Annotated in this window: 16 protein-coding genes and 1 pseudogene; 6 read left to right on the top strand and 11 right to left on the bottom strand. The window is 36.4% G+C overall.

Annotation, left to right across the window (positions count from 1 at the left end):
- The 8 genes and pseudogenes from FJ213_10420 to FJ213_10385 all read right to left on the bottom strand — a co-directional run.
- Positions 1 to 209, bottom strand: a 209-nt coding sequence (locus FJ213_10420) for a dehypoxanthine futalosine cyclase (GenBank protein ID MBM4176567.1), incomplete at its 3' end; no start/stop codon positions are given.
- Between the two features lie 97 nt (positions 210 to 306).
- On the bottom strand, positions 307 to 2,166 hold the full coding sequence (gene mqnE / locus FJ213_10415) for an aminofutalosine synthase MqnE (GenBank protein ID MBM4176566.1): 1,860 nt from the start codon (positions 2,164 to 2,166) through the stop codon (positions 307 to 309).
- Positions 2,167 to 2,193: 27 nt separating this feature from the next.
- On the bottom strand, positions 2,194 to 2,568 hold the full coding sequence (locus tag FJ213_10410; GenBank protein MBM4176565.1) for a four helix bundle protein: 375 nt from the start codon (positions 2,566 to 2,568) through the stop codon (positions 2,194 to 2,196).
- 29 nt (positions 2,569 to 2,597) lie between these two features.
- Positions 2,598 to 4,430: a menaquinone biosynthesis decarboxylase gene (locus tag FJ213_10405; protein ID MBM4176564.1), complete on the bottom strand. Its 1,833-nt coding sequence runs from the start codon at positions 4,428 to 4,430 to the stop codon at positions 2,598 to 2,600.
- Positions 4,427 to 4,993 (bottom strand): UbiX family flavin prenyltransferase, encoded by a 567-nt coding sequence (locus FJ213_10400; protein ID MBM4176563.1) that lies wholly within the window; start codon positions 4,991 to 4,993, stop codon positions 4,427 to 4,429. The genes FJ213_10405 and FJ213_10400 overlap by 4 nt, the downstream gene beginning before the upstream one ends.
- A 76-nt stretch (positions 4,994 to 5,069) precedes the next feature.
- Positions 5,070 to 5,309: pseudogene (locus tag FJ213_10395) on the bottom strand (hypothetical protein).
- Between the two features lie 40 nt (positions 5,310 to 5,349).
- Positions 5,350 to 5,631, bottom strand: a complete 282-nt coding sequence (locus FJ213_10390; GenBank protein ID MBM4176562.1) for a hypothetical protein — start codon at positions 5,629 to 5,631, stop codon at positions 5,350 to 5,352.
- A gap of 143 nt (positions 5,632 to 5,774) precedes the next feature.
- Positions 5,775 to 6,614 (bottom strand): 4-hydroxybenzoate octaprenyltransferase, encoded by an 840-nt coding sequence (locus tag FJ213_10385; GenBank protein ID MBM4176561.1) that lies wholly within the window; start codon positions 6,612 to 6,614, stop codon positions 5,775 to 5,777.
- Between the two features lie 335 nt (positions 6,615 to 6,949).
- Here FJ213_10385 and FJ213_10380 point away from each other — a divergent pair, with 335 nt between their 5' ends.
- The 5 genes from FJ213_10380 (at position 6,950) to FJ213_10360 (ending at position 13,680) form a co-directional block, all read left to right on the top strand.
- Positions 6,950 to 7,615: a hypothetical protein gene (locus FJ213_10380; GenBank protein ID MBM4176560.1), complete on the top strand. Its 666-nt coding sequence runs from the start codon at positions 6,950 to 6,952 to the stop codon at positions 7,613 to 7,615.
- A gap of 125 nt (positions 7,616 to 7,740) precedes the next feature.
- A complete protein-coding gene (locus FJ213_10375; GenBank protein MBM4176559.1) occupies positions 7,741 to 8,739 on the top strand; it encodes a hypothetical protein in 999 nt (332 codons plus the stop codon).
- A gap of 193 nt (positions 8,740 to 8,932) precedes the next feature.
- On the top strand, positions 8,933 to 10,291 hold the full coding sequence (locus FJ213_10370; protein MBM4176558.1) for an AmpG family muropeptide MFS transporter: 1,359 nt from the start codon (positions 8,933 to 8,935) through the stop codon (positions 10,289 to 10,291).
- Positions 10,292 to 10,318: 27 nt separating this feature from the next.
- Complete coding sequence (locus tag FJ213_10365) at positions 10,319 to 10,660, top strand: cupin domain-containing protein (GenBank protein MBM4176557.1); 342 nt, start codon at positions 10,319 to 10,321, stop codon at positions 10,658 to 10,660.
- A gap of 32 nt (positions 10,661 to 10,692) precedes the next feature.
- On the top strand, positions 10,693 to 13,680 hold the full coding sequence (locus FJ213_10360; GenBank protein MBM4176556.1) for a beta-N-acetylglucosaminidase: 2,988 nt from the start codon (positions 10,693 to 10,695) through the stop codon (positions 13,678 to 13,680).
- Between the two features lie 76 nt (positions 13,681 to 13,756).
- Here the strand turns inward: FJ213_10360 and FJ213_10355 are convergent, their stop codons facing one another.
- The 3 genes from FJ213_10355 to FJ213_10345 form a co-directional block, all read right to left on the bottom strand.
- Positions 13,757 to 15,055: a sodium:proton antiporter gene (locus FJ213_10355; GenBank protein ID MBM4176555.1), complete on the bottom strand. Its 1,299-nt coding sequence runs from the start codon at positions 15,053 to 15,055 to the stop codon at positions 13,757 to 13,759.
- Positions 15,056 to 15,263: 208 nt separating this feature from the next.
- Positions 15,264 to 15,515 carry a hypothetical protein gene (locus FJ213_10350; protein MBM4176554.1) on the bottom strand — a complete coding sequence of 84 codons (252 nt, stop codon included), beginning with the start codon at positions 15,513 to 15,515 and terminating at the stop codon, positions 15,264 to 15,266.
- Between the two features lie 48 nt (positions 15,516 to 15,563).
- Complete coding sequence (locus FJ213_10345; protein ID MBM4176553.1) at positions 15,564 to 15,818, bottom strand: hypothetical protein; 255 nt, start codon at positions 15,816 to 15,818, stop codon at positions 15,564 to 15,566.
- A gap of 122 nt (positions 15,819 to 15,940) precedes the next feature.
- Between FJ213_10345 and FJ213_10340 the strand changes: the two genes are divergently transcribed.
- A partial coding sequence (locus FJ213_10340) for a hypothetical protein (protein MBM4176552.1) occupies positions 15,941 to 16,086 on the top strand: 146 nt, incomplete at its 3' end.

Here is a 16,086-nt window from a genome sequence, read left to right as displayed (position 1 = left end):
AATGTACAATCGATTTCGCATACGTTAGTGTAGTTCGGATTAGTATCGATTACAAATGTAACTTGGTCGTCCGGATTATGTTTGCAACGAATCTCATTTGCGGTTTCGCCAAGATCAAGCAGTTCGCCGGAACTTAATATCTGCAATCCTTCTTCAAACGAAACTCTTTCACCTTGTTCTGCTTTATTTAGTATTTCTTTGTTTGTCATAATTTCATAATTCTGAGTGATTCTTGTGTTCTTAGTGTCTAAGTGGTAGGATTTTACCACTAAGGCACTTAGCTCACTAAGTAACCCTAAGAAATATTTATTTAAGTAATGCTTTAAATTCTTTTATTGCTTGTTTTTCCATTTCGCCCAGTTTGTAATTTAAATTTAAGTAATAATCTTTTAGCTCTTTTGAATTTAATCCGAGTTTAGTTGCGCGAATTTTCCCGAGTTCGTCTAAATTTTTCATTCCCGTTTCATAAGCCGATTTTAATATTTCGATAAATTTATTTTTTTCATCATCCGGCAAGGATTTTTTTATTACCCAAACTGCAAATACGAATGGAAGCGTCTTCCAGTTGTACCATAGCTCTGCCAAATCGTATTTATACACAAAATTTTCTGGAGTAAGATTTTTAAATCTCAATGCATCATCACCGATTGTTAAAAATGCATCGTAGTTTTGAATTTCCTCGTTGGCCGTTGAAATTTTTTCTACGAAATATTCAATCGAATAATTAAATCTTTTTTCAAAAAGAATTTGAAGTAATCTAGATGAAGTGGAAGTTTCGTTTGTGATTGCAATTTTTTTATTGTTCAAATTTTCTATCGAATATTTTGAATACAAAATCACGCTTTGAACTTTTTGGTTTCCCACAATTCCGAAATCGAGCAAGTCGAAATCATTTTCCTTTTCAAAGTAATCGACTAAAGAAATAATCCCAGCAGTCAAATCATCTTTTTTGAAAAGCTTTCCAAGCTGACGAGGTGGTGCCGGAAAAATTTTGTAATCTTTTTTTTCGAGAAAATCAAAAAAAGGTGCTGTGTTTAAATAAGAAACTTTTCCGATGATATTATCGCTGTGGAGCTTAACCGGATTATAATTTATATCTCGTTCAACGGGAATTTTGCCGGCATCGTTGATAATTTTGATCAGCTTGTCCTTCGCAAGCATCATCGGGGTGATGGCTCCGGCGTCATGCGCAATCCGTTCGCCGCCGACGGTTCCATCCATATCATCAGCGCCAAAAGTTAACGCAACGGAGGCGAGCTGTTCGGTTAACATTATCCAATATGCCTTAATGTGATCGAAGTTGTTCAGCATTAATCTGGAAATCGCAATAGTCTTCAAATCGTCAATAGCAGAAGTAAAATGATCGCTGACTTTAATGCCGGTATTTCCCGGTTGAAAGGCAAGAGGGATGAAAGATAAAAAGCCATTCGTTTCTTTTTGTGCTTCACGCAGCTTTAGAAAGTGATTCACTCTCTCTTCAAGAGTTTCAATGTGTCCGTAGAGCAAAGTTGCATTGGAACGAATTCCAAGACGGTGAGCAGCTTTATGGATTTCGAGCCAGCGTTTCTCCCCGATCTTTTGATTGAATAAAAGTCTTCTTACCCGCTCAGAAAAGACTTCTGCGCCGCCGCCGGGCAGAGTTCGAAGTCCGGCATCTTTCAATTCAAGCAATACTTCTTCAATAGATTTTTTAAATTTCTTTGAGAAGAAATCTATTTCAACTGCTGTCCAGGCTTTTACATCAATCTGCGGAAAATGCTTTTTTATTTCTTTGATTAAATCGACATAATAATTCCATGGCCAATCGGGATGAAGTCCGCCTGTAATATGAACTTCAAGCAACTCGGGTGAAAGTTTTTGCAGAATTTCTTCAATAGAATGTTCATAAACTTCTAGATTCCCCTTTTTCACGGCGAAGTCGCAGAACTTGCAGGACAAAACACAGATATTTGTCGGTTCGATTTTTTGATTAACAATAAAGTAAACGCCATCTCCGCTCTTCTGCTGCTGAATCCAGTGAGCCATTTTTCCGATACTAATCAAATCGTTTGAGCGGAACAGTGTCATTCCATCTTCAAGCGAAAGCTCGATATTGTTTTGAACTTTAAACCAAATATTTTCTAATCGTTTATCTCTCATATTAATTGAGAACCTGTCTACCGACATGCAAGATTGAGAATGGATAATTGAGAATTATTTTGATTTCAATGTTTTAAGTATCGAAGTAAGTAATCGAATAAATTCATCACATTCTGAATATAGAACTTCAATTTCAGTATTCTGTATAATTCTGACTTCTTTCAACAATTTCAGCCAGTATTCAGTTTCTTTGGCTTCTTTTAAAGCAACAGACATTTTATGTGTAAAATCTCTTTTTGAAGAAGCTTGCTGTGCTTCTGTTATATTAGCACCGATTGAAGTCCCCGATCTAAGGATTTGTTTTAGAATAGGCTCAAAATCCCGGTTCGTTTTGATAAGTGCTAAGTAAAACTTTACAATACTCACTGCAAAACTAAAACTCTTAGTCAAGACAGGATTCCCATATTGCTCCGCTTTATAAAAAACAATACCCAAGATTAATTCTCCATTCTCAATTATCAATTCTCAATTAGCTTCAGCCATTTATCATGTCCATTGTTCATAGTCAATTGTCCATTAAAAATCTTGTTCCATTTTTCATCAACTAGCTTCACGACTCGTTCATCCATCCGAAGCGGCTTTTGATATCCTTCTTTCCAAGTTGCATCGATTCCCATTACACCTTTGTAAATGGGACTTATTCCAACGAGTTTTTGTTCTGTGAAAATTACATCTCGTTCTGCATCAAATCGAGTGAAGATTCCCCAGATCAGTTTTTCTTGATTGTGTATATCAACATCTTCACTAACAATCGCGATTATTTTGAGATCTTTTAGTGACTCTAAACTAACCAATTTTTCTAAAATCTCACGACCATTATTTTTGACTTTAACAGCAAGCAAAGTATTCTCAACAAGTTTCCAATCATGAATTTGAAAAGAAAATTTCGAAATAGAATCTTTTATTCGTTTCGCCAAATGGTCAATTGTCAATTGTCCATTCTCCATTCTCAATTCCTCATTACTCGTTGCATCAATCACCATCTTGCTTCCAAGATTCATTTTGAAACTTGTGAAATCGAGTGTATCGAGCGGGACTTTTGAAATCACTATAAAATCGTAATGCGGATCAAAATTTTTACTTATCTCATTCAATACAGATTTGAAATCTCTGGGATTAACATCTCTATCAACCAATACAACACACTTTGTGAGCGAGAGCTGTCCTTCGCCCATAATCGAAAGTGCGGTCTTTGCGGCTTCTTTGTGGTAACGTTCATCGACAGCAACAACAAGCAAGTTATGAAATCCGGCTTCATAATACGCCCACAACGAAACGATTTCGGGGTGAATTAGTTTTATAAGCGGACCAAGAATTTTCTGAGTTGCATCGCCGAGAAATTTATCTTCCATAGGAGGAATGCCAACAATAGTTGCTGGATAAATTGGATTCTTTGCCGTAGTGATAGTTTTAATTTGAAAGATTGGGAATTCCGATGCCGCAGAATAATGTCCGAAATGATCACCAAACGGTCCTTCCATTCTTCTGATCTTCTTGGGGACAATCCCTTCCAAAATAAATTCTGCATTTGCCGGAACATTGATTGAAAGAGTTTTCGCTTTTGTATACGCTGTTCGCGAACCGCGTAAGAAACCCGCAAACATCGCCTCGTCTATATTTTCGGGTAAGGCTGCAATTGTTGCGAATAGCATTGCTGGATCAGTCCCAAGAGCAACTGCGAGCTCAAAATCCTTATTCAATCTTTCTGCTTGGAAATAATGAAATCCACCTCCTTTTTGGATTTGCCAATGCATTCCGGTTGTCGATTCATCGAAGACTTGCATTCGATACATACCGATATTCCGCTTACCGGTTCGTGGATCGTAGGTTACGACTTGCGGAAGTGTGATAAATCGTCCGCCATCTTCAGGCCAACATTTAATAATTGGAAGCTTTGATAAGTCAATTTCAATCGTTTGATCTTGAGAGCATCCTTTTCCTCTCTTTGGTAGAGCCGATAAAAATCTTTTAAGTGTATTTCGTCGTGAAAGAAGTTTAGAAATTTTGGGAGGCATTAAGTTTTCAGCAAAGGTAACCAGTTCCGCTCCAAGTTTATCCGGATCGGTTCGTAATGCAAGTTCAACTCTTTTCTCGCTTGCGTAGGTATTCATTAAAAGCGGATAGCTTGAGCCGATCACATTTGTAAAAAGTAATGCCGGCTTGTTTTGAAGAAGTGCTCGAGTGGATATTTCTGTTACTTCAAGTTCCGCATCAACTTGTTCGTCAATAATAAGAAGTTCATTTTCCTGTTTTAGAACTTCAAGAAATTGTTTAAGGTTTGTGAAGCTCATTCAAATTCCTCTGCTCTCCAGCCGCGAGTTTCACGAATTCCCAAAACTCCCTGAAGTTTTTCGACAAATGAATTTATATACTCGTCGACAGTTTTCGGAACGAAATAAAGCGGAGGAGAAATCGGCATAATGAGTGCTCCATAACTTGAAAGTTTTGCAAGCTGTTCGAGTGTATTAGTTGCAAGCGGAGTTTCGCGGACACAAATGATCAGCTTGTACCTTTCTTTCAAACAAACTTGCGCAGTTCTAGTGATTAACGTATCGCCGATACCTGAAGCAATTTTCCCGATTGTGGAAGTTGTTGCAGGAAGAATTACAAATGCATCCAAATTATTTGATCCCGAAGCAGGCGGCGCGGTTAAATCTTCATCCTTGAAAATTTTTTTAACATACGGCTTGAGAGTATTTTCGCTTTCGCCGGTCTCGTCCTGCAAAACAACTTTTCCCCATTTACTGACGATTAAATATTTGTTCGCTTCAGTTTTTTTCAAAAACTCAACTGCATAAATTGAACCTGACGAACCAGTAATACCTACAACGATTTTTGATTTACTTTCTTTCATTAATCATTCTGTTCTGAATTTCAATAAAAATTTGACTTAAATCGGGTTGATTGGACTCGATAGTCCCGGAGTGAATATGTTTATGGTTTGGGAATGATTTTAATTTCGGAAAGTGTGGAGCATTGTCGTATCTAAAAATCAAATCGCCTTCAGAATCTTGGAAGTGATAGCTATATGTTTTCACTTGTACAATGTTCTCTAATTCAACATACTCCATAAAGATTAATTTTGAAAAATCTAAAAACACAATCTCACCGTAAAGTAATCCAATGGCGGAGGACCTCTTTTCTTTAATGATGTTCGTAGAGAAAATTATTGGAGTGGATAGAATTCTATCAATTGAGAGAAAATAATCATCAATTGACAAAATTAACTCCAGAGAGATGTTTGAGATCGTCCCTCAATTTCTTTAAGATTTGCACTTCAGCGGCCCAAAACATTATATCCTGATCGTCTCCCATCTGCCCATTATTATATTTTTTGAAAAAGAGTTTTGTGCTCAAACGATATTTCTTTTCAAACGACTTCAACCTCTTTTCAGATAATTTGATTGAATTTGAAAGAATATCTAATTCTCTATCTAAAACTGATTTGAGCAATTTTCTGCTTTGTGAATTTTTTATTCTTACATTTTCCATTGTGCTAAAGTATTTTATTAAATCACTTACAATTTAGTTTAAACATGGTGCTTGTTCAAGGGGATTAATCGGTTGAGGATATCATTCTCAATTAACGAAAATTAATTAATCACGACAATAAGTTCCCAAATAAGTAATAATTCTTATAAAATCTCTCGAAATATTATCATAAAAAACACGGCAAAGCCGACAAAAGAATTGATCTTAAAAAATGCAAGCTCGACATTTTTTTCGGCATACTTATGTTCAAAAAATAGTAACACGGCGATCGCGATAAGAAATACAAATGTGAACGCGTTGAACAAGGAATAGAAATGCAGTCCGGCCAAAAACACAAACGATACAAAATGCAGCATCATTGAATAGAGCAAAGCTTTTCTTTTCCCGAATTTCACGGGAAATGAGTGAAGGTTGTGAGAGCGGTCAAAATCCTCATCGAGCGTTGAGTAAATAATGTCGAATCCGGTTCCCCAAAAAAGCGTAAACAATGTTATCAAAGCTCCGGGTAAAATCCCTTCAAATGAATTTGTAACTGCAAACCAGCCGCCGAGCGGTGCGCACGCCAATCCAATTCCCACTCCAAAATGAGCGAAATGAGTAAATCTTTTTAAATAAGGATAAACTATAAATATAATTATGGGAATTGGAGAAAGAATAAAACAGAATAATGAAATGTAATAAGCTGTAGCAAAATAACCTGCAAGCGATAACCAAAAAATCAAATTGGCTTTTAGTTTTGTAATTTTACCGCTTGGTATTTCACGATTTAATGTTCGTGGATTTTTTTTATCTATCTCTGCATCGATAATTCTGTTTGCCGTCATCGCAGCGGTTCTTGCGAATGTGGCTGCGATTAGTACAAGAATTAATATCCGCCAGGTAGGCATTCCATCCGATGCAAGAAAAACTCCCCCGTAAATCAAAGGGAGTGAGAAAATAGTATGTTCAATTTTTATAAAAGATAAATATTTCTTCAATCTCATAAGATTCTAAAAAGTCATTTGCAATTTAATCTTATTAACAAGTTAGTTCAAGATAGAATTATTTTACTTGATTTTACTAAACAAATCAATTCGCGCTACTGATATTTGCTGCTGAAGGAACATAAAGCCGGCAATTTTGTTTACGTTATCATGAAAATGATATTCACAATTCTTACAGTTCTAATTATAACTCTATCTTCATCAAGCGTTTATTCCCAATGTTCAGATGCGGGGATCTGTTTTATCGGAGGAAAGTCTCAAAAAGGAAATAGCCAAATAGGATTAACTATACTTTCGGAAAAAGCGACAAAACATCAGGTTTGACATTGCAAACAATGAAATTTCTCGGTGATCTGAAATTATTTGATGACATTAGATTATTATTTGATCTGCCTTATTCAAGTCAAAGCGGAATGTTAGGAAGTGTTCATGGGTTAGGTGATTTAAGTTTACTTCTTTCATATCCAATTATTAAAGGTCAGGACTCAAAACTTTCGATTCAAGGAGGGGTGAAGTTGGTAACCGCAAACGTCAACTCCAGGAATTTACCACAGTCATATCAAAGCGGACTTGGCACAAATGATGTTCTGCTCGGAATAAATTACAGTTTTGATAATTTTCTTTTATCTGCTGCTTATCAAATCTCACGCGGAAGAAGTAAAAACGAAATTGATAGATTGAAGAGAGGGGATGATATAATGCTTCGCGGGGGATATTTTAATTCTTTCGGTGAAATAAAATATTCTGCTGAGTTAATAGCTCTCAAACGGATTCATTTATCAAGCGTTGTTGATCCAATCAATCCAAGTCATTTCATTGATTTTCCTGGAAGCGATCAATTTCAAATTGATTTGATGACAAAAATGAGTTATCCAATTTTTTCAAATTTCAATTTAGAAGCTGCTTTCGCAATACCTTTTTTAGAGAGAAAAATAAATGTGGATGGTTTAACCAGAGCGTTTACGATTTCCATTGGTGGATTCTATTCTTTTGCATATTAATACTATTAAATTTTCATTTTCACCCAGAACTCACGGCAACTCAATTAGACAGAGATAATATTGCCCCTTTGCGAATTCAGAGTATTCGCAATTAATTTTCACCAAAAGCACTCCAAAACTTCAACATTTTTTTGTATCTTATCACAATTATTTTTCATTCTAATATTGGAGATAGTGTGGCGGAAAACGGAAAATACATCATTGGTATTGACGGTGGCGCAACTAAAACCACTGCAGTACTTTCGGACATATCAGGAAACATTCTCGCAGAGTTAACTAGCGGCCCAGGTAATTTTCTCATTATCGGAATTGATAATGCTGCAAGGACAATTTCAGAATTGATTCTTGATATTTGCAATCAAGCAGAGGTAAGCTCGCAAAATGTCGAAGTTATTTGCATCGGCTTAACCGGCGCCGGAAGAGAATCTGATGCAGAAAGAATGAAAAATGGATTGATTGAATTTTGGAATGGGCGTTATTCAACTTCATTAAAGAACCTGATTGTAACAAGCGACGCACGCATTGCACTCGAAGGTGCATTTGCAGGAAATCCAGGAATAATATTGATTGCCGGAACCGGCTCGATAATGTTCGCAAAAGACCGAAATGAGGAAATTCATCGTGTCGGCGGTTTTGGAAGGTTCATAGGCGATGAAGGGAGTGGTTACTCGATTGGGCGATGTGGATTATCTGCACTCGGGAAATTTTTTGATGGAAGAATTCCAGAAACAAAGTTGTCCGATTTGATTGCTCAGAATTTTTCAATTACTAGTGGCGAAGAACTTATCAAAGCAGTGTACAGAGAAAATTTTGACTTAGCCGCAGCGGCTCCGCTAGTAATCCAATGCGCTGAAGATGGTGATGAAGTATGTCGAGAAATTCTCCGCAAAGAAGCTGATGAATTAGTTTGTCACGTCAAAGCAATAAAGAATAAAATCAAATTGAAAAATGTTTCTGTTGCATTTATTGGCGGCTTGATCTCAAGCGAAAATTACTACGTAAAATTATTACGAAAGAACATCATGCAAAAAGTCGAAGGTGTTACTGTGGTTAATCCAGAGCATCCTCCTGCATTTGGAGCTGTTTTGATCGGATTGGAATCAATTTCTGTTGAAGAAAGTTGATAGCCTATAAAAATTCATTCGTTTTCTTGTGGATCAAGTATTATATGTTTACACTCGCACTTAAGTCCGCTAAAATCTTATCTAATGTTATTTTAATTTTTTCATTATCATTCTGCATTTTCAATTTTGATTTTTAATTTACACGAAACTGTAATCGATTTGTAATCCAAATTCTTACTCATAAGGTTTAGAAATGAATCAAGAAAATAAATCACCGGAAATAGAAAAAAAGAAATCAAATAGAAGCCCATGGCTGTTCATACCAACACAGTATTTTGCCGAGGGTGTCCCGTTTATTCTTACCAATCAACTTTCGGTTGCAATGTACAAATCGCTTCAAGCATCAAATGCTTTTATTGGATTTACAAGTTTTCTCTATCTTCCTTGGTCTGTTAAACTTTTTTGGGGTCCATTGATTGACGCTTACGGCACAAAAAGAAAGTGGTCAATTTACATGCAGCTTGCTATGGCGATTTGCTTCGTCGTGATTGCTCTTACAGTTCAACTCCCATCATTTTTGTTTTTGTCGTTAGTGATATTCACTGTGATTGCATTCCTATCGGCAAGTCACGATATCGCAACAGACGGATATTACCTTCACGTTCTTGATAAAAAAGATCAGGCATTTTTCACCGGTATAAGAAGCACTTTTTATCGGTTCGCAATGATTGTTGCCGGCGGAGTCTTGGTTAAGCTTGCAGGCGATATTGGCGAGAGCAGCGGAGTGATTGCTCATGGATGGTCAACCGCATTTGGAATCGCAGCGGCAATTTTCCTTCTATTATTTTTCTATCATCATTTAATACTCCCTTATCCTCCTACAGATCACGCAGTAAAAACTGAAACTAACAAAATTCCTTACGGAAAAATTTTCAAGGAGTATTTCAGCCAGAATAAAATTGCAGCAATTCTTTCCTACATTCTTCTTTATCGATTCGGCGAGGGATTGCTCGTTAAAATGGCTCAGCCGTTTTTACTCGACAAACCCGAAGTCGGCGGCTTAGGACTTACAGTCAGCGACGTTGGTTTGATGTACGGAACCTTCGGAGTTGTCGCTCTGCTTATTGGCGGAATACTCGGCGGCTGGATGATAAAGCAGTATGGATTAAAAAAACTGATCTGGCCATTCGCTTTTTGCATGAATGTACCGAATGCGCTCTATGTCTATATGTCGTATTTTCAGCCCATTGGATTGACAACGATTGATTTTTCTTTTATTCCATCATTGTTTGGATCAACCACAGCATGGACATGGACTCTCAATCCGGTTGCCCAAGCATGTATAATCTTAGAACAATTTGGATACGGCGTTGGATTTACCGCATTTATGGTATTTCTTCTTTATACTTCGAAGGGAGAGTTTAAAACTTCTCACTTTGCGATCTCAACTGGATTAATGGCGGTCGGAATGATGATACCCGGATTTGTAAGCGGCGTAATTCAGATGGAAGTTGGTTATGTCTGGTTATTTACTTTGAGTGTTCTTACGACAATTCCAGGAATGATCACAATTTTCTTTTTACCGTTGGATGATGATGAGGCTCAAAATTGATTTTGAATATTTCGCATAAGATTAAGAATGGTCATCATGATTGAAGAAGTTAAAGTATATCAAATATCAGATTTTGAGCAAAGAGAGCTGATCCCAAATTCTGAAGTTTGTTTTCTTCATTCCGAAAATATGACAATGGCTGAATGGCATTTTAAACCTAACACTTCGCTGCCAGAGCATTCACATCCGCATGAGCAGGTAACTAAAATAATCTCCGGTGAATTTGAATTGAATGTTGGCGGAAAAACTTTTCGATTGAAAACAGGCAGTGCAGCGGTGATTCCTCCAAACCTCATTCATTCGGGAAAGGCAATTACCGAGTGTCATGTTATTGACGTCTTTCATCCTGTGCGAGACGAGTATCGATAATATAATTCATATTAATTAAAACGAAAAATCAAATGACATATAACTCAAAATCCGTTTTTTCCGATAATAAAGGGAGTGATACTAAAGTTCATACTTCCACAACAGGTGCGAAGAAAACAGAGATGAAAGCCATAAAAAAATTTATACCGATTTTGATAACTGTTATAATTTTTCATTCAATTTTACTGAGCGGTTCAACATTTTTAAAATTTAAGTCGAGCACATCAATGGATTCACTATATCAAAAAAACAATGTGGAGATTTATTCGATTCAAAATGATCCTTGGGTTGAACAAAAACTTTCTGCCATGACTTTGGAAGAGAAAGCCGGTCAAATGGTTTTTCCGCACGTCTATGGTGTTTATATGAGCGAAGATAGTCCCGATTATCAACGATTAGTTCATCTTGTTAAAAACAAAAAAGTTGGCGGCTTGATTTTCTTCTTGAGTGATATTTACGAGCAGGCTGTCCTTACAAACAAAATGCAAAAACTCTCTGAGATACCTTTGTTGATCTCAGCAGATTTTGAGCGCGGTGTTGCAATGAGAGTTCCGAGTGCAACTCCATTCCCATACAATATGGCTATCGGCGCTGCAGACGATTCAACTTTGACCTATCTTATGGGCAAAGTAATTTCACTCGAAGGAAGATCGATGGGTGTTCATCACAACTATGCTCCAGTTGCTGATGTGAATAACAATGCATTGAATCCTATTATTAATGTTAGAGCATTTGGAGAAGATGTCGATCTAGTTACAAGATTATCGAATGCTTTTTTCAAAGGAACTCAAGATGGCGGGATGGTTGCAACGACAAAACATTTTCCCGGACACGGCAACACAAGTCTCGATTCTCACAAAGAACTCCCAACAATCACCGGTACTCGTGAAGAATTAAATAAATTGGAACTGGTCCCGTTTCAATCGAATTTTGACAACAAAATAATGAGTGTGATGGTGGGACATCTATCTGTCCCAGCAATTGATACACAAAAAAATTTGGCTTCAACTCTTTCTAAAAAAATTGTATCTGATCTTCTTCAAAATGAAATGGGTTTTAAGGGCTTGATTGTTACCGATGCAATGAATATGCATGCCGTTACAAATCATTATTCAACTGCCGAAGCCACCGTGATGGCAATTAAAGCCGGTAATGATTGTATTTTATTCCCAGATGATGCAGCAGAATCTGTCGATGCAATAATTGCTGCAGTAAAAAATGGCGAGCTTAGTGAGGAAAGATTAAACCATTCCATCAGAAAAATTTTAATAACGAAACGATGGCTCGGACTGGATGAAAATAAATTTATCGACGTTGATAATATTTCAAAAGTTATTGGAAGAGAAAGTCACTGGGAGTTGGCGAGGCAGCTTGCTCGAAAATCAATCACTCTGGTTAAAGATGAGAGCAAATTAGTTCCTCTGAATCCAAGTTCAAACTTAAACTATTCTCACATAATGGTAATAGACAGTAGAATTGCAGAAGAGGGAGAGTTCTTTAATAACCAATTAAAAAGCAGAATTAATAATTTTCAATCTAAAAAAATTCTATTGAACAGTACTTCATACGATAAAACCCAGGCGATACAAACTGCACAAAATTCTGATGTCATAATTTTATCACTTTATTTAAAAGTCCGTGCTTACCAGGGTACAATTGGACTTGAAAAAAATCAGCAGGAATTAGTTGAATCAATGCTTAAACTAAACAAACCAACGGTTGTAATTTCGCATGGCAATCCATATGTATTGATGCATTTCCCGACTATTGGAACTTATCTGACAAATTATGGAGATCCTGAAGTTTCAGAGTCGGCTGCTGCTGAGGCAATTTTCGGCGAGATCCCAATTACTGGAAAACTTTCGGTTTCTATTCCTAATACTTCATTCAAAGTCGGATTTGGATTGAAGCGAGAACAAACTTCTTTGCTCAACGAGAGTACGAATTCGTCTGTACAAGAAGAAAAACAATTTAAGTTGGTCGATAAGTTAATCGATGACGCAATCGATGATGGTGCTTTCCCCGGTGGAGTACTGCTGATAGCGAAAGATGGATTTATTCTCCACGAAAAAGCATTTGGGCATTTGAGTTATGACCCGAATGCGCGCAAAGTGAATAATAAAACAATTTATGATTTAGCTTCTTTAACAAAGGTCTTTGCATCTGCAACCGCTTCAATGATTTGTATCGATAAAAATTTATTTGCTCTTGACGATGCAGTCTCAAAATATCTTCCGCAGTTTACCGGAAGTGAAAAAGAAAAAATAACGATTCGAAATTTACTTTTACACAACAGCGGCTTGCCTGCTTGGAAAAAATTCTATGCAAACTGTAAAAATGAAATTGATGTTCTCAATGATATTTTTTCAACGCAATTAGAATATGAGACCGGAGCAAAAATTGTTTACTCAGATTTAGGAATAATTCTGCTTGGAAAGGTTATTGAGAAGGTATCTGAAAAAACACTTGATATATTCTGCAAAGAAGAAATTTTCGATAAGCTTGGAATGAAAAATACATTTTATAATCCGCCAAAAGGATTAATCGAAAAAATCGCACCAACTGAAAGTGACACTTATTGGCGTAATCGATTGATCAGAGGAGAAGTGCACGACGAAACTGCTTCATTGCTTGGTGGTGTGGCGGGACATGCGGGATTATTCTCAACAGCAAGTGATTTATCAAAAGTCCTGCAAATGCTTCTTCAAAAAGGAGAATATCAAGGAATTAAATTGATCAAGCCTGAAACAGTTGAATTATTTACGAAGCAGCAGAGTAAATCAAGTTCGCGTGCTTTGGGCTGGGACACTCGATCAGCAATAGGTTCTTCAGCAGGAGATTTATTCTCGATAAAATCTTACGGTCACACTGGATTTACGGGTACGTCTGCCTGGACTGATCCGACAAGAAATTTATTCGTTATCCTGTTAACAAACAGAGTTCATCAAACGCGAGAGAATCAAAAGCTATATGAATTAAGACCGAAGATTCATGATGCGGTGATAAAAGCAGTTGAGTAATTTCAAATTCAGATTATCTCTAAAACTTGATTGGTCAATTCAGTCAAAACAATTCTAGTGTCTTTGAAATCCTTTTCTAAAAGAAAATTAATTGCACGATAATAAAAATCGGCAGTAAAACTATTAACGAAAATTTATACATATAGCTGAAAAAATCAGGCATCTTAATATTGTTTTCTTCTGCTATTGATTTGACCATGAAGTTTGGACCGTTTCCGATGTAAGTCATACTCCCAAAAAATACAGCTCCAGTACAAATCGCTTTTAGAAGTTCGACAGGGATTGAAGCAACAATCTCGCCGGAATTAATTCCAAGTCCAAGTGCAAGCGAATGAAAAGTAACTGCAGTTGGAGTATTATCCAAAAAGCTGCTCAGTAATCCAGTAAAGAAATAAAATTGAACCGGCGAAGTAACTCCTAGCGATTTTGCATTTGATTCTAGATAAAGCAGGCAGGGAACCATTGTAACAAAAATACCAAGAAAAAGACACGCGACTTCTTCGATTGGTGCCCAAGTAAAATTGTTCGATACTCTTGTAAGTCTTGTAGTTGTTAAGAGCGAAAGTATTGCAAATCCGACCAAAGCCCCTTCGCGAATGAACTTGTAATAAGGATTTAAATTAATGAAACTTAAATACTGCTCGTTGAGAAAAGCAACAGAAAGCACGACACCAATCAGCCAAATGAAATTAATATTTCCTTGTAACTTAATTGGTTTAATCAAAGTTTTATCTCTCATTAAAGCTTTTTGCGGTTCTTTTTTATGGAAATAGAATTCAACCAAAAAATAAACCAAAAGAAGTAATCCATTAGTGACAAACCATTCTAATGTTAAACTAAAAAACCAGGTGAATGGTGCACCTCGTAAGTACATCATAAAGAGGGGTGGATCGCCGAGCGGAGTAAGAAGCCCGCCGCAATTTGCAACGATTCCAATAAAAAACAGAATTGTATGAATTTTATACGTTCGCTCGCGATTGGTTTGAATGACAGGACGAATTAGAAGCATTGCAGCACCTGTCGTTCCCATGAACGATGCAATCACAGCACCAATCCCAAGAAACAAAGTATTAACTGTTGGTTTTGCTTCAATGTCTCCCGATAAAAATATTCCTCCGGTAATAGTAAAAAGCGAACCAAGAAGAATTATGAAAGGGATATAATCGAAGACCATTGTGTGATAAAGTTCCGAACTAAGATTATTCGAAACTAGATAAACTATAATAGGAGCACTTAAAATTAAAGCAATGTATAATTTGTTTCGATTCTTTTCCCAAAAGTGATTCCAAAAAAGTGGAAATGCGGCAATTGAGCCGAGCATTAAGACAAAAGGCAGAAGACTTATGAGATGGATATTGTATTGTTCGTGTTCCATACTGAATTGTAGATTATTAAGAAATTAATGTGAGAGGAATTATTAATTAAATGTGAAACCAGAGAGTGCGAGACTGAATCTTCAGTCATAAAGATAATGATTGGGATCTGGTTTATCTGAAAGTAAAATTCTAAAATCCAAATAAAAACTGTGACTAAATTAGCAGTTGGGCAAATCCTTTCTAAATTAAATTTTATTATCGAAAAAACTAAAATGAAACACCGAACATTAGATAAACCAGAGGGGAAATTGTCCCAATTGGAATATTTGCACCGGCTTCCATTTCTAGATTAAATCCTGCAGAGAGTGGTAATCTATATCCAGTTGTTGCTCCAATAAATGGGAAAATACCAGGGACAAAATATTCGATCATTAAACCCACTAAACCAATATGCATCTCTGCATAGAAATTCTTTTGCAGCCTCATCTCCGGACCGGCTTTAAGGTAACCTAAAAACATCGTTATTAATGAAGTGTATTCTGGATTCAATAAAATATTAATTCCAGTTTATAGTGAGAATCCATGTCCAAAATTTTTTTCGATATAATCATGAGATAATTTTGAATGTCGGTAACTGAGATTTATAAAATACGTAGTGATGTTCCTATCGTAAAATAACGGAAGAAGACCAAGTGATCCTTTAAATATGTTATCGCTTACACGAGCTTTAAGTAAAGTTGTATCAGGCTGCTCACTTTCTTGTGCGTAAATGAACAGAGGAGAAAAAAGAATAAGAAGTACAAAATTTTTAGCCGCTGTCACTTTAGACCTCGAATTTGATATGCCAAGCTAGCGTAATAAATATTTATTGTAAAGAAGTTTTTATTAAATTTATCAATTCAAATTACTTTCATATATTAATTATAAAATTATTGATATAGAATATGCAATTCGATCGTTCCGCCGGAATTTTACTTCACCCGACATCACTCCCTGGAAAATATGGAATCGGAGATTTTGGAAACGATGCTTTCAAGTTTGTCGACTTCCTTGCCGATTCTGGTCAAACTCTTTGGCAGGTTCTGCCATT

The organism is Ignavibacteria bacterium, from assembly GCA_016873845.1.
Classification (GTDB): domain Bacteria; phylum Bacteroidota; class Ignavibacteria; order Ch128b; family Ch128b; genus JAHJVF01.
The sequence above is the reverse complement of the archived record's forward strand: the minus strand, read 5'-3'. Positions and strand labels throughout refer to the sequence as shown.